The 20224-nt window shown below is 67.6% G+C and carries 17 protein-coding genes; 11 read left to right on the top strand and 6 right to left on the bottom strand.

The window, feature by feature from the left end:
• Nucleotides 1-50: 50 nt before the first annotated feature.
• Nucleotides 51-3407 carry an autotransporter serine protease gene (locus V3B41_RS07745; protein ID WP_295550374.1) on the bottom strand — a complete coding sequence of 1119 codons (3357 nt, stop codon included), beginning with the start codon at nucleotides 3405-3407 and terminating at the stop codon, nucleotides 51-53.
• Between the two features lie 188 nt (nucleotides 3408-3595).
• Between V3B41_RS07745 and V3B41_RS07740 the strand changes: the two genes are divergently transcribed.
• Nucleotides 3596-3796, top strand: coding sequence for a hypothetical protein (locus tag V3B41_RS07740; RefSeq protein ID WP_049429454.1), 201 nt, complete (start codon nucleotides 3596-3598; stop codon nucleotides 3794-3796).
• A 156-nt stretch (nucleotides 3797-3952) separates the two neighbouring features.
• Nucleotides 3953-4303: a VOC family protein gene (locus V3B41_RS07735; protein ID WP_005411161.1), complete on the top strand. Its 351-nt coding sequence runs from the start codon at nucleotides 3953-3955 to the stop codon at nucleotides 4301-4303.
• Between the two features lie 15 nt (nucleotides 4304-4318).
• On the opposite strand, the gene V3B41_RS07730 is transcribed toward V3B41_RS07735, so the two are convergent.
• Nucleotides 4319-4948: a TetR/AcrR family transcriptional regulator gene (locus tag V3B41_RS07730; RefSeq protein ID WP_329860587.1), complete on the bottom strand. Its 630-nt coding sequence runs from the start codon at nucleotides 4946-4948 to the stop codon at nucleotides 4319-4321.
• 126 nt (nucleotides 4949-5074) lie between these two features.
• Between V3B41_RS07730 and V3B41_RS07725 the strand changes: the two genes are divergently transcribed.
• Nucleotides 5075-6547 (top strand): MFS transporter, encoded by a 1473-nt coding sequence (locus V3B41_RS07725; RefSeq protein WP_329860586.1) that lies wholly within the window; start codon nucleotides 5075-5077, stop codon nucleotides 6545-6547.
• An 11-nt stretch (nucleotides 6548-6558) separates the two neighbouring features.
• Here the strand turns inward: V3B41_RS07725 and V3B41_RS07720 are convergent, their stop codons facing one another.
• Nucleotides 6559-6852 carry a KGG domain-containing protein gene (locus tag V3B41_RS07720; protein ID WP_049429457.1) on the bottom strand — a complete coding sequence of 98 codons (294 nt, stop codon included), beginning with the start codon at nucleotides 6850-6852 and terminating at the stop codon, nucleotides 6559-6561.
• A gap of 190 nt (nucleotides 6853-7042) precedes the next feature.
• The gene (locus V3B41_RS07715) at nucleotides 7043-7507 is read right to left on the bottom strand and encodes a MarR family transcriptional regulator (protein WP_049429458.1); all 465 of its coding nucleotides are present in this window, start codon (nucleotides 7505-7507) and stop codon (nucleotides 7043-7045) included.
• Nucleotides 7508-7556: 49 nt separating this feature from the next.
• Here V3B41_RS07715 and V3B41_RS07710 point away from each other — a divergent pair, with 49 nt between their 5' ends.
• From V3B41_RS07710 to V3B41_RS07700, 3 genes are all read left to right on the top strand, one after another.
• Nucleotides 7557-8468: a S41 family peptidase gene (locus V3B41_RS07710; protein WP_049429459.1), complete on the top strand. Its 912-nt coding sequence runs from the start codon at nucleotides 7557-7559 to the stop codon at nucleotides 8466-8468.
• A 98-nt stretch (nucleotides 8469-8566) separates the two neighbouring features.
• Nucleotides 8567-9460 carry an NAD(P)-dependent oxidoreductase gene (locus V3B41_RS07705; RefSeq protein WP_329860585.1) on the top strand — a complete coding sequence of 298 codons (894 nt, stop codon included), beginning with the start codon at nucleotides 8567-8569 and terminating at the stop codon, nucleotides 9458-9460.
• 209 nt (nucleotides 9461-9669) lie between these two features.
• Nucleotides 9670-12201, top strand: coding sequence for a methyl-accepting chemotaxis protein (locus V3B41_RS07700; protein WP_197620393.1), 2532 nt, complete (start codon nucleotides 9670-9672; stop codon nucleotides 12199-12201).
• Between the two features lie 98 nt (nucleotides 12202-12299).
• Here V3B41_RS07700 and V3B41_RS07695 read toward each other — a convergent pair whose 3' ends face one another.
• Complete coding sequence (locus V3B41_RS07695; protein ID WP_197632480.1) at nucleotides 12300-12686, bottom strand: DUF2628 domain-containing protein; 387 nt, start codon at nucleotides 12684-12686, stop codon at nucleotides 12300-12302.
• Between the two features lie 215 nt (nucleotides 12687-12901).
• On the opposite strand from V3B41_RS07695, the gene V3B41_RS07690 reads away from it, so the two are divergent.
• Entirely contained in the window at nucleotides 12902-13075 is a 174-nt protein-coding gene (locus V3B41_RS07690) for a hypothetical protein (protein ID WP_180849012.1), read from the top strand.
• Between the two features lie 60 nt (nucleotides 13076-13135).
• On the opposite strand, the gene V3B41_RS07685 is transcribed toward V3B41_RS07690, so the two are convergent.
• Nucleotides 13136-15181 carry a TonB-dependent receptor gene (locus tag V3B41_RS07685; protein WP_329860584.1) on the bottom strand — a complete coding sequence of 682 codons (2046 nt, stop codon included), beginning with the start codon at nucleotides 15179-15181 and terminating at the stop codon, nucleotides 13136-13138.
• Nucleotides 15182-15673: 492 nt separating this feature from the next.
• Between V3B41_RS07685 and mdoH the strand changes: the two genes are divergently transcribed.
• Genes mdoH through V3B41_RS07665 form a run of 4 tightly spaced genes read left to right on the top strand, consistent with a single transcriptional unit; the run spans nucleotide 15674 to nucleotide 20098 of the window.
• Nucleotides 15674-17599: a glucans biosynthesis glucosyltransferase MdoH gene (mdoH, locus tag V3B41_RS07680; protein ID WP_049429463.1), complete on the top strand. Its 1926-nt coding sequence runs from the start codon at nucleotides 15674-15676 to the stop codon at nucleotides 17597-17599.
• Between the two features lie 50 nt (nucleotides 17600-17649).
• Entirely contained in the window at nucleotides 17650-18309 is a 660-nt protein-coding gene (locus V3B41_RS07675) for an alpha/beta hydrolase (protein WP_080355019.1), read from the top strand.
• Between the two features lie 3 nt (nucleotides 18310-18312).
• Complete coding sequence (locus V3B41_RS07670; RefSeq protein ID WP_180849008.1) at nucleotides 18313-19356, top strand: sensor histidine kinase; 1044 nt, start codon at nucleotides 18313-18315, stop codon at nucleotides 19354-19356.
• Nucleotides 19357-19366: 10 nt separating this feature from the next.
• Nucleotides 19367-20098 carry a LytTR family DNA-binding domain-containing protein gene (locus V3B41_RS07665; RefSeq protein WP_012481330.1) on the top strand — a complete coding sequence of 244 codons (732 nt, stop codon included), beginning with the start codon at nucleotides 19367-19369 and terminating at the stop codon, nucleotides 20096-20098.
• The last annotated feature ends 126 nt before the right edge of the window (nucleotides 20099-20224 follow it).

Genomic DNA, 20224 nt, shown 5'->3' with positions numbered 1-20224 from the left:
AAAAAAGGGGCGGCCGCAAGGCCGCCCCAAACCGTCAAGAGAACACGCGTCTAGAAGCGAACCGACCAGCGCATGTTGGCGCTGTGGTCGCGGCTTTCACTGCCGTACTGGCCGCTGTAACCCAGCTCCAGCTGCTGGCGCGGGGTCAGCCACGCCGACAACCCCAGCTCGGCCACCACGGCGCTGTCGGCAATCGGCGCGCCTTCGACCGCGAACGCGGTGCTGTTGTTGGCGAAGGCAAGGTTGCCCAGCTGGCTGCGGTCGCCCGAGGCGCGGCGATAGCCCACGCCACCACGCAGGTGCAGCCAGCTGTCCTCCTGGAACGATGCCTTCAGGCCCTTGTCGAAGCGCAGGCCAGCGGTGGCGATCGTGGTGCTGGTGTCGTCCACCTTGCCGTGCAGGGCGGCTGCACCACCGCGCTCGTTGATCTGCTTCAGGTCCACCTCCACGCGGGCGACCTGCAGGTAAGGTTCCAGCCCGGCCTCCGGGCCACCAAAGCGGTAGCCGGCTTCGATGAAGGCCTGGCGGGTATGCGCGTTGTAGCGTGCGCTCAGGCTGTCGCTGAACCCTGCGAAGTCGACATCGCGGGTGCTCTTCACCTTGTGCTTGCTCCAGGCGACGCCGCCACGCAGGCCGAAGCCGCCCCAGTTGTGACTGGCATATGCACCGAAGTGGGTGTTGTCGATCTTCGACTTGGCACGACGGGCCTGCTGCTTGACGTCGGTGCGGCCGGTGCCAGCCAGCACGCCGACCTGCCAGCCGGAGAACTCGCGGTCGATACCGACCAGCAGGCCGTTGCTGTTGGCTTCGGTGCGGGCGGTGTTGCTGTTGCCGTCCAGCTTGCTGTTGCCGCCCAGAGCCTGCACCCAGGCGCCGGTGGCGTCGCCCGCATCGGCGCCCGGCGCGACTGCCCCTGCACCGCGCGACAGCGCAGCATCGCGTACGTAGCGGCTGCCTTCCACCAGTGCGAGCGGCGTAGCTGCGTGCAGTTCGCCGCTGAGGCCGTCGAGCACGCCGCCAACCTGCTGCGGGAACAGCTGGGTCAGCGGCTTGGGCAGGCCCTGGCTGATTGCCAGAAGATCGGCGGCCGTCGCTACCGCGCGCTGGTTCGGCGTGGTGGCTGCACTGGCCAGCGTGGCGCCACGCGCCACGTCGATGCGGGTGCCATTGGTACCGTAGGCGAGGCTGAACTTCAGGAACGGCGAGAACGCGCTGAAGTCGGTTTTCGCGAACTGGCCGTTGATGCCACCGTCGGCGCGGATGAAGTTGAACTGCTCGCCGAGATAGTAGATGCCCGGTTCCGGCAACGCGACCAGGGTGCCGCCGAGGGTGGCGGTACCGGTCACATGCAACTTGTCGCTGCGCCCGCCAGGCGCGAGTTCGGCGGCGTAGACGCCGGTCGGGCCCTGCACGTAGTTGCCGTTGACGGTCAGCGTGCCGATCGAATTGCCGGGGGCGATGGTGCCGTCCACCCGGGTGCTGCCCAACGTGCCGATACCCTTCAGCAGGCCGTTGCTGCCGACCGTGGTGGTGCCGCCGGTCTGCATGCCGTTGAAGGACACCACGCCGCCGTTGACGGTCAGGTTGCCGTCCTTCAGCACGCCGCCGGCGCTGACTGTGCTGACGCCACCCGTGGTGATGAGTGCGGTGGCGACCAGGCTGCCGTTGAGCAGGAATTGCCCGGCCTGCACCTCGACCGCGGAGGTGAGGGTGTTGGTGCCGTTCAGCTCCAGCGTACCCTCGCGCAGCAACGTGCCGTTGAAGCTGTTGTTGCCGCTCAGGCGCAGCCAACCGATACCGGATTTGGTCAGCCTGCCGGGGCCGCCGATGTCATTGGTCCAGTCGTCCCAGGCATCGCCTTCCCACACCTTCAGGCCACCGGCCTTCTGGTTCATCACCACGCTGGTATCCACGCGCAGCGAGCCATAGCCCTCGATGGCCCTGCGCAGGTCAACCATGCCCCAGCCATAGATCGGGTCGACGCCTGCGGCACCCAGATCGCGCGCGGTGGTCAGCAGGACGTCGCGCACCTGGGCGTTGTCCAGGTAGGGGAAGCGCTCGATCAACAGGCCGAGTGCGCCGGTGATATGGGGGGCGGCCATGGAAGTACCGGTCTTCTGGCCGTAGTCGTACGTGGGATTCTGGCTGTCGATGAGAAGACGGACGTAGTCTGCGGTCTTCTCCAGACGTCCCCGGATGTCACCGGAAACGATGGTGCTCAGGATTGCCGTGCCGGGCGCGGAAATGCACCAGTTGGCTGCAGCGCCGCAGATGCTCGAGCCTGCGTTGATCACGTAGTCGGTTTCGCCATTGGCTGCATTGGGCTGGCGAACGTTGGCGACGGCCAGCCAGTAGGGCTCGATCTCCGGCTTCCAGCGCGGCAACGCCGCGGTGATGCCGGCAACGGCGCCGCTGCCATTGCCGGCCGACCAGACCTGGATCAACTGCGAAGCAGGGGCGTTCGCACTGTCCTTGTAGATGCTTCCGTATACGTCGTAGCCGGCGCCGATGCGTGCGTACTGGGCATCCAGCGCGGCAACGGTCATGTTCCGGGTGGAGATGCCCCAGCTGTGATTGATGGCACGCACGCCCTGTGCCTGCAGCTGTGCGTACATGTCCAGCGTGGCTGCGTCGTCGGGGTCCGTCCGTTCCACGGCTTCAGGCAGGTAGCCTCCGCTCGCCTGGCGCCTCCACTCGTAGTAAGTGTCACCAAATACACGGGCGGTCGTCAGATCGGCACCGAAGGCGACGCCGTGCATCCCCGTGCCATTGCGATTGGCGCCAATGGTTCCGAGGACATGCGTGCCGTGATCGGCATAGCGGAAACCCCATTCACGGCCTGCGGCAATGATGTTGGCCTGCAGGGAAGCAGGCACGCCCGCGCCGAGCGTGTAGTAGTTGATACCCGGTTGATCCCCCTGTGTCTGGCTGCACGCGCCGGTACCGCCGACGGTTCCCGGTGACGCACAGTTCGGGCCGATGGTGATGCTGGAGGTGTTGCGGCCCGCGAATTCGGGGTGAGCCAGTGCCGAGCCGGTGTCGAACAGCGCCAGGCGCACGCCCTTGCCGGTCAGGCCGCGGGCATACGCGTAGTCGGCGCCCATCGCACCCAGTCCCCAGTCGGCGTTGAACTCATCGCTGCGCCAGCTGGCGGCATCGCCCGGATTGCCGAGCAGGGCGGTGCCGGTTGCGGCTGGCGTGGTGGCCGTCGGTGCTGCAGGCGCGCTGACGGCGGGCTGTGCCCAGGCCGCCTGCAGCTGGCGCTGCTGCTGCCATGCGTCGAGCGCTTCGCTGGCCATGACGGGCGATGCGGCTGCAAGCAACAGAGCGCTGGACACCGCCAGGGCGAGGCGGCTGTGCAGCGGGGAGCGGGAGTGGGACGAACGGCCGTGCAGCGGGTGATTCATCGGGCAACTTCCTTGATGGACGGACAACAAGGCCGTTAACGCCAATCCGTGGCGATGTCCCCCATGAATGTGAAAGAAAAATTGTGAACGGGTTAAGTGTGCGTGACAGAGGGCTTCACTTCGTCTCCCCCTGTCCTCGCTAACGTGGTCCGGCCTGGGCTCACCAGGCTTATCAAGGAGTGATGGCGATGCGTGTTATCAGGAAGGTGATCGCAGTGGCGGTACTCGCGTTGGCGTGTACCGGTTCGGTGGCAGTGGCTGGGCCGGTCGAGCCCTGCGACCAGCCCTGCTGGCGGGCGTATCAGATGTGCCTGGCCAGTGGTGCCGATGCCGGTGAATGCCAGCAGGCGTACAACACCTGCGTGGTCGATCTGTGCATGGGCGTGTGAGTCGCGCCGTTTGAGCCGTACGTGGAGCCCCGTCATCGACGGGGCTCTTCTGTTTCAGCGATCGCCTCGGTTGGCGATGCGGGCGTCTGGCCTGAGCCCGCTTGCGGGCCATGCACGCAGCGGCGAGGATGGGGAATCGCATCGGAGCCGCTGCGCATGGCCGTCAAACGTATTGTCGCCAACATCGCCACGCCTGACCCGGCGCGTGCCGCAGCGTTCTATGGCGGGCTGCTGGGCATGCCGGTGGTGATGGATCATGGGTGGATCGTCACCCATGGCGGGCAGGGCAGTGCGCTGGCGCAGGTGAGCTTTGCCAGCGAAGGGGGTTCCGGTACTGCGGTGCCCGACCTGTCGATCGAAGTGGACGACCTGCAGCAGGTGCTGGAGCGCATGCACGCGGCCGGCATCCCGCTGGAGTATGGCCCGGCCGACGAGCCCTGGGGCGTGCGTCGCTTCTTCGTCCGCGACCCGTTCGGGCGGCTGTTGAACATTCTCGCCCACACCTGAGCGGGGAGCGCTGCTTCAGCGGCGACTGCCGCCGCGCGTCGGAGCTGCCGGAACGCCGACCATGCGCAGGCAATCTACTTCCACGGCGGCAATGAAGGCATTGGCATCCTGTGCCGGTGTGGCGATCAGGTCGTCGGTGGCGCCATGCACGCCGGCATAGATCAACGAGGCGGTGACCTGTGGAGCAGGCAGGTGCCACAGTCCGGCTGCGTTGCCCGTTTCGAGGATGCCCAGCAGTTGCTGCTGGATCGCATTGCGCTCGGCGTTGCCGCGCTGGTGGTGGTGATGGTTGGCGTACACCACGTCATGCAACGCGTGGGTGCGCACGTAGATCTCGACGTTGGCGCGGATCCAGGCGCGCAGGCGCGCTGCGCCATCACCGGCAGGGTGCTGCTGCACGGCCCGCTCGACCTCGCCAATGAACTGCTGCGTGTAGCGCTGCGCCAGCGCCTGCAGGATCTCGGTGCGGGAGGCGAAATAGGTATAGAAGGTGCCCTTGGCCACGTCGGCCGCGGCGACGATGTCGCTGATGGTGGTGGCGTCCACACCCTTCGACAGGAACAACGCCTGCGCGGCGTCCATCAGTTCCTCCCGGCGGGTTTCGGCGGGCTTGGTGCGAGGCCTGGCGACAGCTGGGGTCTGCATGGTGGGCGATATGAGGGTGTGACGGCCGCCATTCTAGCGGCCTCTTCGCATTGACTGACCGTCGGTCATTGACCGACGGTCAGTCAGTCGCTAGGATGCGCGCACATCCTCCCCCGGGATCCACGCATGAAACGCCTCCAACGGCCCGCCCTGGTGATGGCGGCCTACCTCGGTACGTTCCTCGCTTCGCTGGACATCAGCATCGTCAACGTGGCCCTGCCAACCCTGCAGCAGGCGCTACGGACCGACATGGCAGGCCTGCAGTGGGTGATCAACGCCTATGCGATCGCACTGTCGGCGCTGATGCTGTCAGCCGGTCCGTTGGGGGATCGCTATGGTCATCGGCGGATGTGGCTGCTGAGCGTCGCCACCTTCACCCTGGGCTCGCTGCTGTGCGCCTGCGCCAAGGACCTTTCGACCCTGGTCGCCGGCCGCGCGGTGCAGGGCGTGGCAGGCGCGCTGTTGATTCCCAGTGCGATGCCGATCCTGAGTCACGCATTTCCCGATCCAGGCCAGCGTGCGCGCGTTATCGGTGGCTGGTCCGCCTTCAGCGCGTTGGCACTGGTGCTCGGCCCGTTGCTGGGCGGTGCACTGGTGCAGCGCGCCGGTTGGCCCAGCATTTTTCTGATCAACCTGCCCTTGGGGCTGCTGGCGCTTGTGCTTGGCGCCTGGGGCATTGCCGAGCGACGCCACCCGCAGCACGCCGCGCTGGATCCGGCCGGGCAGCTGCTCAGCATCGTCGCGCTGGGCGCGCTGTGCTATGGCCTGATCGCGATCGGCGAGCATGGCCTGCTGTCCCGGGTGACGCTTCTGGCGCTGGGCGCCGCAACTGCCGGGCTGATCCTGTTCGGCATCGTCGAACGGCGGGTAGCACGCCCACTGCTGCCGCTGGACCTGTTTGCCGACCGCCGCTTCGGCATGCTCAACCTGGCCTCTTTCGTACTGGGCTTCACCGCCTATGCGAGCCTGTTCTTCCTGTCGCTGTTCTTCCAGCAGGCACAGGGCCACAGCGCCGCGGCGGCGGGCGCACAGCTGGCTCCTCAGTTCCTGTTGATGGGTGTCGTCTCGCTGCTGTTCGGTCGTCTGGTCGCCCACCTCGGCCTGCACGCCGCGCTGGTGATGGGCTACGCCCTGGCCGGGGGGGCGCTGTGCGTGATGGCCACGTTCGAACCGGCTACGTCGCGCGCTTATGCCGGTGCCGTGCTGATGCTGCTTGGCATCGGAATGGGGCTGGCAGTGCCAGCGACCGGCATGGCAATCATGAACAACGCACCGGCCGAACGCGGGGGTATTGCCTCAGCCACGATGAACGCGCTGCGCCAGGCAGGCATGAGCCTGGGCATCGCGTTGCTGGGCAGCCTGATGGGCCAGCGTGCCGTACAGCAGTTCACCGCTTCCGCGCAGGCCGCAGGTCAGCAGCGGCTTGTTGCGCAGGCGCGTGAACTGATCCTGCACCCCGGCTCGATGCACACCACGCCGCAGGTGCTGGCCTGGTACCGCAGTGCGATGGCCAGCGGGTTCGGTTGGGCGATGGCGGCTGCGGGTGCGCTGGCCCTGCTTGTGGCGCTTGGGCTGTATCGGCAGCGTGCCCCGGCCTGATCGTGCGGGGTTCACCGCTGCTGGGGGTGTGGATCCTCTGCACCGTGCTCGATCTGCTGCTGTTGCTGGCGTGCATTGGCGTGGCGTGCGTGCCCGCCTTCGCGTCCGATTGCGGCCATGTGCTGCCGGTCGCGGCTGATCGCTTCGCCGCCCTTGCGGCCTGCAGCACGCGCTTCGTCGGGGCTGAACTCGTGCGCGTTGCCGGAGGCGTGCGCCGCGCGCCCGCCCTTGGCGGCGATCGCGCGCTGTTTGTCCTGGTCCATCGAGGCGAAGCCCCGGTTGGAGCGGTGATTCTGGTCGGTCATGGGACTCTCCTGCTGCAGGGTCGGCGCCGTCGTCAACGGCAGCGCCCATGCTTGGCCATCATGTGCTAAGTCCAGGTCGCCATCCTCGCCATGGCCTTCACGCCACGTGCGCACGCGGTTGATGGCGTGGCCTTACCGGCGAACGCAGCGGGAGATGCCGTCGGCGAAGAGGTGAGGCACCGGCGCAGTGTCAGCGCCGGCGGGCGTCGCGCAGGCGTTGCGCGAATGGCCGCTGCTCCAGAACCTGCAGTGCCTCGCGCAGCACCTGCTCCAACGACTGGCCGAGATCCGCATCGAGGCTGCGTGCGGCGCGTGCAGTGGCCTGCCATTGCGCCTGCAGCGCCGGCAGTGCCTGCAGTGCGTGCGGGCTCAGCTGCAGGATGCGCTCACGGCTGTCTTCGCCGATGACGGCGTGCAGCCAGCCATCGCGCACCATCGCAGCTACCGTCTGGCTGAGCGCCGAATGGCTGAGCCCGCAGGCCAGCGCCAGGTCCTTGATGCGGCAGGGGCCCTGCGCCATCAGCGTGCGCAGCACCGGGGTGTAGCGCGGCCGGTAGTCCAGTTGCAGGTCGCGATAGGCCTGCTCGACCGCCGGGTCGAGCTGATCGAGCAGGGCGCGCAACAGGGTGCCCAGGCTGGCATGTTGGAGATCCATGGCCGTAATGATATATAAGTGCTTATATATCATCAACGCGGGGGCGGTCATGGCGGTTTCGTGGATGCTGGGCGCGCTGCTGGCGGCGTCCTGCCCGGCCCAGGACACAGTGCTGCAGGCGGCGGCTACGGCAATAGAGGCGCACTACCTGGACGTGGCCGAAGGCGCGCGCATCGCCGATGCACTGCGTGACTGGTCGAGGCAGCAGCGCTATGTGGACAGCTGCACGGACCCCAAGGGCTTCAGTGCGCGCCTGAACCAGGATCTGGACGTGTTCGACGGCCACTTCCATGTCGAGCGGGTGGATGCCAGCGCCGGCCAGGACGACTGGCTGATGGCCTGGCGTGCGGATGCACGCAGCAATGGTGCGGGCGTGCGCGAGGTGCGGGTGCTGGAAGGCAACATCGGTTACCTGCGGCTGAGCACCTTCTATCCGCTCGATCTGGCACGGCCCAGGCTGGTGGCAGCGTTCACCCTGCTGGCCGATACCCAGGGCCTGGTGCTGGATCTGCGCCAGAACGGGGGCGGAGATGATGGCAGCGCGGACCTGCTGGTGCGTACCCTCTTGGAGTCGGGTGTCACCGCGGTGCAGGTGCTGGAGCAACGTGGCCGGCGTACTCCGGTACCACTGCCGCCAGCAAGCCTTCCGCTGTACCTGAAGCCGCTGGTGATACTGGTCGACCGCCGCACGGGCTCGGCGGCCGAGTTCGTGGCGTATTCGCTGCAGGCCCAGGGACGTGCGCGCATCGTCGGCGGTCGCAGTGGTGGCGCCGCACATATGTTCGATGATCCTGTGCTGCTGCCCGATGGCTATCAGATCAGCATTCCGGACCGGCAACCGATCAATCTGCGCACGGGCGGCAACTGGGAACGGACCGGTGTCGTGCCTGACGTTGCAGGCGGTGACGACCCGCTGTTCATCGCGCGTCAACTGCTGGCGCCGCCGAAGTCGTCAAGATGAACGCACAGTTGTACGTTCGCGCTATCGCAGATGCGTTGTCGCATGCCTAGAATCGAGGCATCCCGGTAGTTCCCGGGCGCTTCGAGTGAATGGACTCAATGAAGATTCTGTTGACCGGCAGTTCCGGGCGGATCGGGCGCGCGATCTTCGGTGCGTTGGCGGCTGCCCATGAAGTGGTGGGCCTGGATCGCAGCCCGTTTGCCACCACGCGCATCATTGCCGATGTCACCGATCATCAAGCCGTCGTGCGCGCGGTGCAGGGTGTCGACGCGGTCATCCATACCGCGGCCCTGCATGCCCCGCACGTTGGCCTGGTACCGGATGCGGTGTTCCAGCAGATCAACGTGGACGCCACTGCGCACCTGCTGCAGGCGGCGCGAGAGGCAGGTGCACGGCGGTTCGTGCTGACCAGTACCACTGCGCTGTACGGCCACGCAGTGGTGGCAGGAGGATGCCGCTGGATCGATGAGAATACCGAGCCGTTGCCGCGAACGATCTACCACCGCAGCAAGCTGCAGGCCGAGGCCCTGGCTGAAGCTGCGGCCGCACCGGACTTCGGCGTGCGCGTGCTGCGGATGGGGCGCTGCTTCCCGGAACCGCCGGAACGGATGGCGATGTTCCGGTTGCATCGTGGGATCGACGCCCGTGACGTGGCCAGTGCCCATGCCGCGCTGCTGCTGGACGAGGGGCCAGCCTTCGCCCGCTACATCGCCTGCGCGGCAACCCCGTTCCGGCGCGAGGATTGCCTGGAACTTGCCACCCAGCCGCGCAACGTACTGGCCCGGCGCGTGCCGCAGCTGCTGGCCGAGTTCGAGCGCCGCGGCTGGCCGTTGCCGCTGAGCGTTGACCGCGTCTACGACAGCGCCCGCATCCGCAGGGAGCTGGGGTGGCAGCCGCGTTTCGGGCCGGACGCCGTGCTGCAGCAGTACGCCGCAGGCAGCATCGAGGTGTTGCCACGCGCGGAGTGGATCAAGGATCGGGTGGCCGAATAGGGGACGCCGGGGCGGGTTCCTGTCCCGTCCCTGAGTGCATTCAGGAATGTGTAGGGCGGTCGCCTCAACCTCGTTGGCAGGCGGCCGCTAACCCGGTGCGCTTCCAGCGCCGGGCGGGTCCCGGCGGCCGGTGGCCTGCGCGACGGATCGCGCACCTGCGCGGTGCCCTCGCGGTGCCGGTCGTCCTGAACTGCCTTGCGGACCCCTCCATGCCTTCTTCCCGTTCCGCCGCTGCCCGCCGTCCGGGCAGCATCGCCCACAAGCTGATGCTGGGCACCGCTACCATCGCGCTGCTGTGCTTCGGCCTGACGGCGTTCCTGATCTATCGCCAGGCCAGCGCCAGCCTGATCGATGCCTCGCGCCAGACCATGACCAGCGAGGCCAATGCCGAAGCGCGCCAGGTCGCCGCCGACCTGGGCACGGCGTTCGCCAGCAACGATGCGATGGTTGAAGCCGTGCTGGCCCAGCGTGCGCGGGGTGACGTGCCTGATCGCGCCAGCCTGGCGGCCGTGCTCGGTGAGCAGCTGCGTACCCATCCGGAATGGCTGGGCAAGAGCACCATGTGGGAGGCCGATGCCTTCGATGGCAAGGATGCCGAGTTCGCCAATACCGAGATGCACGATGCCAGCGGCCGCTACATGAGCTACTGGGCCTGGCATGACGGCAAGCCGCAGCAGTCGACCATGACCGACTACACCGAAGCCGCCGACGGTTCGGCCGACTGGTACGTGGTGCCCAGCCGCGACAAGCTGCCCAAGGTCAGCGAGCCCTACGCCTACGACATCGCCGGCCAGCAGGTGCTGATGAGCACGTTGAGCACGCCGATCGTGGAAAACGGCAGGTTCCTCGGTGTGTTCACCGTGGACTTCTCGCTGGCGGCGCTGCAGAAGCATCTGGCGACGCTGACGCCGATGGGCGCCGGCCGCGTCGAACTGCTTTCGCCCAAGGGCGTAGTGCTGGCATCGGCCAATGCGGCCGAGATCGGCAAGCCGCGCAGCGACGCATTGACCCGCAGCATGCTGGCCGACATTGCCGCCGACCGCAGGTTTGAAGCCTTCACCCCGGACGCGGCCGGCAACGTACGCGTGTACGTGCCGCTGCGCGTGGGCGACGCCCCGCAGCGCTTCGCGCTGGGCGTGGTGATGCCGCATGCGGTGATCGTTGCCGAGGCCCGTCAGCTGCTGTGGCTGACGCTGCTGGTTGGCGTGGTGGCCGCGCTGACCCTCAGCGCCGGTGTCTACGTGCTGCTGCGCCGCCTGGCGATACGCCCGCTGGCCGAAGCCGTGCGCGTGGCGGGCGACGTGGCCGCCGGCAAGCTGGACAGCACGCTGCCGGCACGCAGCAACGATGAAGTGGGCCGCTTGCTGGAGGCGATGCAGGGCATGCGTGGCCAGCTGCAGGCGGTGATGGCCGCGCAGGCGGAAATGGCGCGCCGCCACGATGCCGGCGAGCTCAGCTACCGCATGGACGCCTCGGCGTTCCCGGGCGAGTACGGCCGCATGGTGGCCGACAGCAACCAGCTGGTGGCCTCCAGCAATGCGGTCACCCAGCGCCTGGTCGAGGTGATGCAGCGCTACGCCGTAGGTGACCTCAGCGTGGACATGGAAGCACTGCCGGGCGAGAAGGCGGTGTTCACCGCCGCCATGGCCACCACCAAGCACAACTTGGCCGCGATCAACGAGCAGATCCAGCAGCTGGCTGCCGCGGCAGCGGCCGGCGACTTCGCTGTACGCGGCGACGCCCAGCGTTTCGATCACGATTTCCGCCGCATGGTGGAGACCCTCAACACCATGATGGAGGTGAGCGACCACAACCTGGCCGAGCTGTCGACGCTGCTGCGCGCGATTGCCGCAGGCGACCTGAGCGCGCGCATGCAGGGCGACTTCCACGGTGTGTTCGCGGTGATGCGCGATGATGCCAACAGCACCGTGCAGCAGCTGACCCGGATCGTCGGGCAGATCCAGCAGTCGGCGGCCAGCATCCGCCTGGCGGCGGGTGAGATTGCTGCCGGTAACAGCGACCTGTCGCGCCGCACCGAACAGCAGGCGGCCAACCTGGAAGAAACGGCCGCGTCGATGGAGGAGTTGACCTCCACCGTACGCCAGAACGCCGACCACGCGCTGCAGGCCAACACCCTGGCCGGCTCCGCAGCGGGCGTTGCCAGCGAAGGTGGCCAGGTGGTCAGCCAGGTGGTGCAGACGATGGAGCAGATCGAAGCGTCGTCGCAGCGCATCGCCGAGATCATCTCGGTGATCGACGGTATCGCGTTCCAGACCAACATCCTGGCGTTGAACGCGGCGGTGGAAGCCGCGCGGGCCGGTGAGCAGGGCCGCGGCTTCGCCGTGGTCGCCAGCGAAGTACGCGCGCTGGCGCAGCGCTCGGCGGGCGCTGCGAAGGAGATCAAGGAGCTGATCGACGCCTCGGTGGCGCAGGTCGGCGCCGGTGCGCAGCTGGTGCACGGCGCCGGCCGCACGATGCAGGAGATCGTCGGCCAGGTCGGGCGGGTCAACGAGATCATGGCCGAGATCTCGGCCGCCTCGCGCGAACAGTCGGCCGGCATCGAGCAGGTCAACCAGACCGTGGTGCAGATGGATGAGACCACCCAGCAGAACGCCGCGCTGGTGGAGGAAGCCAGTGCTGCGGCACGCGCGATGGAAGAGCAGGCCGAGCAGCTGGCGGTGGCGGTCTCGCGCTTCCGCCTGCAGGCCGAGCCGGTGGGCGTGGCACGCCGCGCGGCCTGAGGTCCGCTACGCGCACATGAAAACGCCCGGCCAAGGCCGGGCGTTTTCGTTTCAGCCGGTCACAGGGCACCGGATCCAGGTCCGGTGACGGCCTGGGTTCAGAACATCCCTTCGAAGGGGTTCCAGCTGGCGCGACCCTTCACCTGCTCCAGGTAGTAGCTGTAGTTGGTGCTTGAAGCAACCAGGAAGTTCATGGCGATGAACAGTGGACGCGCGACGACATCCGGCAGGAACAGCGAGACGATGGTCAGCACGATGCCGATGCCGATCACCACCAGTGCCTTGCGCCACATGCCCAGGATGAGCAGGTAGATGAAGCCGAAGAAGAAGGCGAAGAAGTTGATGTTGACCTTCAGGCGGTCGCCGAAGGACAGCGCCTTCCAGGCCTGCTTGAAACCCGGTTCCTTGGGTGCGCCGTGCTGCTGGAAGAAGTTGAAACGGAACTGCCACTTCGGGCTGAAGCGGGAGAGGTCGACTGCGTTCATTGACGTGCACGTCCTTGTGGGAAAACGTTTACATGATACGGGGTGGCCGGTTCGGGAAGCTACCCTGCGGCGTCAAAAATGTGACGCTCAGTGCGCAATGGCCTGCGGCCAGGGCGCGCACCGTCACCCACCCGCCTTGTTTTTAGGATAGGGTGCGCAGTTCCGCTGCCGCACCCGCTGAATCCGTGCGGTGGCGGGATGTCCATGGAGGTTGCATGACCACACCTGCTACACCGGAAAACGCACCGGGACCGGTGCTCCTGCCGACACCTGAAGTGGTGCAGGCGCAACAGCTGCTCGCACGCCAGCAACTGGCGGTAGCGATGGACCGTGCACGCACGGCGGCTGCGCAGAGCGCGGCGCCCGCCGCCGCACTGGAAAGCGAGTAATCCGCAACACCGCCGATCGCGCTGGCCCGTCGCCAGCGCGATCGCGGCGGACGCTCCTGCTCAGAACCGCGCGGTCATGCTGAGGAAGTAGCTGCGCCCGGCCACGAAGTAGTCGGTGGAGCCTTCCGCATACAGCTTCTTGTCGGCCAGGTTGCTGACACCGCCACGCAGGGTCAGCACCTCGTTGAGGTTCCAGGCCGCGGTCAGGTCATACAGCGTGTAGGCCTTGAGGAAGGTCGTCGCCGTGCCGGCCTGCTTGCCGGTGTACTGCGCCGACAGGCTGCTGGAAAACACCGTGCCGGGCGTCCAGTCCAGCGACGAATAGCCAGAGAATTCCGGGGTGTCGATCAGGTTGCGGCCGGTGGTCAGGTTCTTGGCTTCCTTCATCCAGGTGGCCGAGGTGCGCCAGCGCCAGTGCTCGCCGAGGCGGAAATTGAGGTTGCCCTCCATGCCGCTGGTGCGCGCGCGCTGCACGTTGCTCATGCGCGTCCACCAGATGCCGTTGAACCTGCCCAGCGGGGCGTACTCGATCTTGTTCCTGAAGTCGGTATGGAAGTAGGTCAGGCCGGCATCGACCAGGTCGTTGTCGAAGCTGATGCCGATCTCGCGGTTGGTACTGGTTTCCGGGTCCAGGTCCGGGTTGCCGGCCATGTAGCAGCCGCCGCGCGTGTAGCCCAGCGGGATCAGCGAGGTGCAGCCACGGCCACCGGACTGGGTGGCGGCGGTGGCGGAGTTCTCGGTCAGGCTGGGCGCGCGGAAGCCCTTGGAAATGCCACCACGGATCGTCCATTGTTCGGCCGGGTGCCAGACCAGGTAGGCGCGCGGGCTGACGTGGCCACCAAACTTCTCATGGTGGTCCAGGCGCGCGCCCAGGGTCAGCGCCAGGGTGCGGTGCAGCTTCAGTTCGTCTTCGACGAACAGGGCCCAGGTTTCCACTTCCAGATCGGAGCCGCTGACCGCATTGCCGGCATAGTCGATCGGCGCGCGGCCGATGGTGTCGGTGTTGGTCAGCTCCTGGCGCTTCCACTGGCCGCCCACGGCGAACTGGTGTTCAACGCCGAGGGTGAACGGCGTGGTCAGGCTGCCCTCGATGATCGTATCGGTTGCTTCGGAACGGCCGGTAGCACCGATGTCGTTCTTGTACTCGGTCCAGTACGCACTGATCTTCGAATTGCCGAAGCTCCACTTGCCATCGTGGTTGAGCGCCAGCGAACTGCGCTTGAGTTCGCTGGCCCCCCAGGCGCCTTCGTCCTGCTTTTCCAGCGAGGCGTCGATGAAGGCCTGCTGCACGCCATGGCCGGCTTCCAGCGACAGTTCCTGCGCGTCGCTGAGCTTCCACTGCAGCAGTGCGTCGACATTGCGGTCCTTCTCGCCGGCATAGGCGTTGCCGTAGACACCCCCGTTGGACTGGTCCGAGTCGCGGCGCATGCTGTTGGCACCGATGCGCAGGCCGAAGCGTTCGCCGAGCGGACCGGAGAAGGTGGCGCCGATCTGCTGGGTGTCACCGCGCTTGCCGTCGCCGGGGCGGGTATAGCTGTGCGTCGCGCTGCCGTTCCATTCATCGCCGATGCGCCGGGTGATGATGTTGATCACACCGCCCATGGCGTCGGAGCCATACAGCGATGACATCGGCCCGCGCACCACTTCGATGCGCTCGATCTGGTCGGGCGAAATCCAGTTCAGATCCTGGCGGCCCAGGTCCGGCCGGTAGTTGGTCGACGCCGAGCTGCCCATGCGCTTGCCGTCCACCAGCACCAGCGTGTAGTTGGACGGCATGCCGCGCAGCTTGATCTTGGATTGCTCGCCGACAGCGCTGAGGCCGCCGGTCACGCCGGGCACGCGGCTGAGCAGGGTGGCCAGGTCGTGCACCGGCTGGCGCTCGATGTCCTCGCGGCTGATCACGCTGATGCTGGCCGGGGCATCCTTGATCCATTGCTGGTTGCCCGAGGCGGTGACCACCACGGTATCCAGATCCTTGGTGGAGGCATCGGCGCTGGCCTCTGCGGCGGCAAGGCCGGGCAGGGCCAGCAGGCAGGCGGTGGCCAGGGCACTGGCCAGGCGGGTGCGCGGCAGGCGCGCGGAACGGGAACGGAACAGCTGGGACATGACGGCTTCCATCGGAGGAGGGAGACCCGGTGGAAGCAGCAGGCGCACGCACACAGCAGGCAGCTCCCTTCCATGGGTCGTTGGGCGCGCGGTTCGAACCGTCGCCGCTGGGTGGGTCTCGGCCGTACGGAAGACGGTGACCTGCCTGGTTAATGAAATGATAACCGTTCGCGTTTGTTACGATCCAGTACCCGGTGTGACGCAGTGACATCCCGCTGCTCGGCGCGCCATCGCCTGCTGTTTGCTGAATGGGGATAAATCCCGGCGTAGGCCTTCGCACCCGGCTTACATCCGGCGCCCTAGACTGGGCCGCATTTTCGATTCCGCCCCGTTGGAGATCGTGTGGGTTCCGGTAGTGACAGACAGCGACTGTGCGGCCAAGGGCCGGCACAGCCAGGACAAGTGCGGGCGCCGGGAAGGCGCGCCGGGAACCTTCGTGCATGCAGCCCGGCCGGGACGGCCGGCCATGCCGACCGTGGGGAGTAAGCGGTGATGGGGGGTCAAACCATCCACGCGGACGCGGATGCGCCCCGGCTCGACGCCGGCTGGGCGCTGCTGCCCGCCGAATCACCGCTGCCGATGCCCGAACAGACCCTGCGCGAAGGCGCGCTGAAGGTCCGTCGGCACCGTACCTCGCCACGCCTGATCGGCCTGCGCCGGTTCTACATCTTCGGCGGCACCCTGGCCATGACCGCCATCGCCACCCGCATGATGTGGCGGGTGCTGTCGGCCAATGGCATCAGCGTGCTGGAAGCCTGCCTGCTGGTGCTGTTCGTCGGCCTGTTCGCCTGGATCGCGCTGTCCTTCGCCAGCGCCGTGGCCGGCTTCCTGACCGCCGTGTTCGACCGTGGCTATCGCCTCGGCATCGACCCGGACAAACCGCTGCCGACCGTGCACAGCCGCACCGCGCTGCTGATGCCGACCTACAACGAGGATCCGCGTCGACTGCTGGCGGGCCTGCAGGCGATCTACGAGTCGGTGGCCGCCACCGGCCAGCTCGAACGCTTCGACTTCTTCGTGCTCAGCGATACCCGGCGCGAGGACATCGCACGCGCCGAGGAGCAGGTATTCGCCGAACTGCGCGACCGCGTGCCGGACGGCCAGACGCGGCTGTTCTACCGCCGCCGTGGCGACAACAGCGGGCGCAAGGCCGGCAACATCGCCGACTGGGTGCGCCGCTTCGGTGGCGCCTACCCGCAGATGCTGATCCTGGACGCCGACAGCCTGATGACCGGCGACAGCATCGTGCGCCTGGTGGCCGGCATGGAACACAACGCCGATGTCGGCCTGATCCAGACCCTGCCGTCGGTGATCGGCGGCCGCACCCTGTTCGCCCGCATGCAGCAGTTCGGCGGGCGCGTGTACGGCCCGGTGATCGCCCGTGGCGTGGCCTGGTGGCATGGCGCCGAGAGCAACTACTGGGGCCACAACGCGATCATCCGCACCCGTGCCTTCGCCGACCACGCCGGCCTGCCGGCGCTGCCGGGGCGCAAGCCGTTCGGCGGCCACGTGCTCAGCCACGATTTCGTCGAAGCGGCGCTGATGCGGCGTGGCGGCTGGGCTGCGCACATGGTGCCGTACCTGGGCGGCAGCTATGAAGAAGGTCCGCCGACGCTGACCGACCTGCTGGTGCGCGACCGCCGCTGGTGCCAGGGCAACCTGCAGCACGGCAAGGTGGTCGGCAGCCGCGGCCTGCACTGGATCAGCCGCACGCACATGCTGATCGGCATTGGCCACTATTTCACCGCGCCGATGTGGGCGATGCTGATGCTGATCGGCATCGCCATTCCGCTGTTCCAGGAAGGCATCGACTTCAACGCCCTGCTGCACCTGTCCCCCAGCGTGTACTGGCGTGCCCAGGACGAGGAGCAGGTGGTACGCCTGTTCGCCGCGACCATGGCGGTGCTGCTGCTGCCCAAGGTGCTGGGCTACCTGGCGATGTTGCTGGACCCGGTCGACCGCCGCGGCTGCGGCGGTGCGATCCGTGCCTTCGTGTCGATGCTGGTGGAGACCGTGCTGGCCGCGCTGATGGCGCCGGTGGTGATGTACGTGCAGTCGCGCGGCGTGGCCGAAGTGCTGTCCGGCCGTGATTCCGGCTGGGATGCACAGCAGCGCGACGATGGCGGCATCTCGTGGATGGCCCTGATCCGCGGCTACGGCGGGCTGGGCGTGTTCGGTGCCTTCATGGGCCTGCTGGCCTGGGTGGTATCGCCCTCGCTGGCGGCGTGGATGGCGCCGGTGGTGATCGGCATGGTGCTGGCGGTACCGGTAGTGGCACTGACGTCCTCGCGCGGACCGGGGGCCTTCCTGCATCGCCTGGGCCTGCTCGACATTCCCGAAGAGAACATTCCGCCGCCGGTGCTGGTACGTGCCGCCCAGCTGCGCCGGGAAGCAGCCGAGCAACCGCCGCTGTACTGATGGCCCTGCGCCAGCGGCATAATGCGGCTCGAACTTGAAGGAGCCGCATCATGCTGCAAACGGTGGAACAGGAGACCGGCGCGTCGCCGCAGTGGTCGGTGATCTGGCTGCACGGGCTTGGCGCCGACGGCCACGACTTCGCGCCGATCGTGCCGGAACTGGTGCGCCCGCACTGGCCGGCGCTGCGCTTTGTGTTCCCGCACGCACCGGTGCGGCCGATCACGATCAACAACGGCGTGCCGATGCGCGGCTGGTACGACATCGTCGGCATGGATTTCCGCTCGCGTGCAGACATGGCCGGCGTACAGGAATCGGTGCAGCAGCTGGATGCGCTGATCGCACGCGAGATCGAGCGCGGCATCGCGCCGGAGAAGATCTTCCTGGCCGGCTTCTCGCAGGGCGGCGCGATCATCCTCACCGCCGCACTGTCGCGCACCGCGCCACTGGCTGGCCTGATCGCACTGTCCACCTATCTGCCGGAAGCCCAGAGCGCCAAGCGCGTTGACGGTGCGGTGCAGGTGCCGGTGTTCATGGCCCATGGCAGCAGCGACCCGGTGATTCCGCAGGCGGTGGCCGTACACAGCGCGCAGGCCCTGCAGGCGTTGGGCCTGGAGGTGGAATGGCACAGCTACCCGATGGCCCATCAGGTCTGCGCCGAAGAGATCCAGGCGCTGGGTAACTGGTTGCAGGAACGGCTGGGCGCCGCCTGAGCCATGCCCCCCGCCAGCACACCGCCGTGGATGCCGGAACTGTGCCGCCTGCCGCGGCTGGCGGCGATGCTCGGCCTGGCCGAGCTGGTGGTGGTGGTGCTGGCGTTGGCGCCCGATGGCAGCCGCCACTGGACCTTCGGCGAGCTGTTGTCGGCCAGCGGCTTCGCGCTGTGGCTGGCGCTGGCGGTGACCGCCAGCCTGTGCCTGCTGCGGCAGGCTTTGTCGAGGCTGCCGCAGATGCTGGGCGCTGTCGCGGCGATCGTGCTGGCGACCCTGATCGCGGTGATCTGTGCTGGCATCGTGCATGCGCTGTACGCGGTACTGGGTGACAACTTCGCCCGCGGCATCAGCTTCTGGCGCTTCACCCTCGGCAGTGCGGCAACCACGGCACTGATCGCCGCGCTGGCCCTGCGCTACTTCTATGTCAGCGATCGCTGGGCCGCGCAGGTGCAGGCCAACGCGCGCGCGCAGGCTGACGCGCTGCAGGCGCGCATCCGCCCGCATTTCCTGTTCAACAGCATGAACCTGATCGCCAGCCTGCTGCATCGCGATCCGGCGGTGGCCGAACGCGCGGTGCTGGACCTGTCCGACCTGTTCCGTGCCGCGCTGGGCGCGGGCGAGGGCGACTCCACCCTGCGCGACGAATGCGAGCTGGCCGAGCGCTATCTGTCGATTGAATCGCTGCGGCTGGGCGAACGCCTGCAGGTGCGCTGGCAACGCGACGAGCCGCTGCCGTGGGACCTGCCACTGCCGAGGCTGGTACTGCAGCCACTGGTGGAAAACGCGGTGCTGCATGGCATTTCACGCTTGCCCGAGGGCGGCACCATCGAGCTGCAGCTGCACCGCGACGGCAATGAACTGCAGATCCAGGTGCGCAATCCCGCGCCGGATCCGCAGGCACCGGGGCTGGCACTGGCGCGTGGTGCCGGGCATGCCCAGCACAGCATCGGTCATCGGCTGGCCTGGCGCTTCGGCAGCGCCGCGCGGATGACGGCTGGCTGGAGCGAGGGCTACTATGCCTGCCAGGTGACAGTGCCGATCCAGTGAGGGGACGATCGTGAGGGTAGTCATCGCCGATGACGAACCGCTGGCGCGCGAGCGCCTGCGCAGCCTGCTGGCGGCGCAGGACGGGGTGGACGTGGTGGCCGAGGCCGGCAACGGCGAGCAGGCCCTGCACGCGTGCGCGGAGCTGCAGCCGGACCTGGTCCTGCTGGACATCGCGATGCCCGGGCTGGACGGCCTGGAGGCGGCGCGCCACCTGGCCAGCTTCGAGCCACGGCCGGCGGTGGTGTTCTGCACCGCTTACGACGCGCACGCCCTGTCGGCCTTTGAAGCGGCGGCGATCGATTACCTGATGAAGCCGGTCCGCGCCGAGCGCCTGGCCGCGGCGATCGCTCGCGCACGCACGTTCCTGGCCGGCCGCGATGGCCAGCCCCAGGACAGCGGCGGGCAGCAGGCCCGCAGCATGCTGTGCGCACGCCTGCGTGGCAGCCTGCGGCTGATCCCGCTGGACGACATCCATTACCTGCAGGCCGAAGAGAAGTACGTGGTGGTGCACCATGCGCGCGGCGAAGACCTGATCGAGGAGTCGCTGAAATCGCTGGAGGAGGAGTTCGCCAGCCGTTTCATCCGCATCCATCGCAACTGCCTGGTGGCGCGTCACGAGCTGGTGGAGCTGCGCCGTGGTACGGGCGGGCAGGTGCAGGCGGTACTGCGGCATGGCAAGCAGCCGCTGGAAGTCAGCCGCCGCTGCGTGGCGACGTTGAAGCAGGAACTGAGGCATCTGTGAGTGTTCCGCGCGGCCTGCGGCCGCGACTGCTTGCGAGCAACATCGAAAGCAACAGCAACAGCAACAGCAACAGCAACAGCGTTTCATGGCTCGGTGTTGCTACGTGCTGGGTCGGGGGGGGGGGGG

Origin of the sequence: Stenotrophomonas sp. SMYL89, from assembly GCF_036319985.1 — a bacterium.
Taxonomy (GTDB): domain Bacteria; phylum Pseudomonadota; class Gammaproteobacteria; order Xanthomonadales; family Xanthomonadaceae; genus Stenotrophomonas; species Stenotrophomonas maltophilia_Q.
The sequence above is the reverse complement of the archived record's forward strand: the minus strand, read 5'-3'. Positions and strand labels throughout refer to the sequence as shown.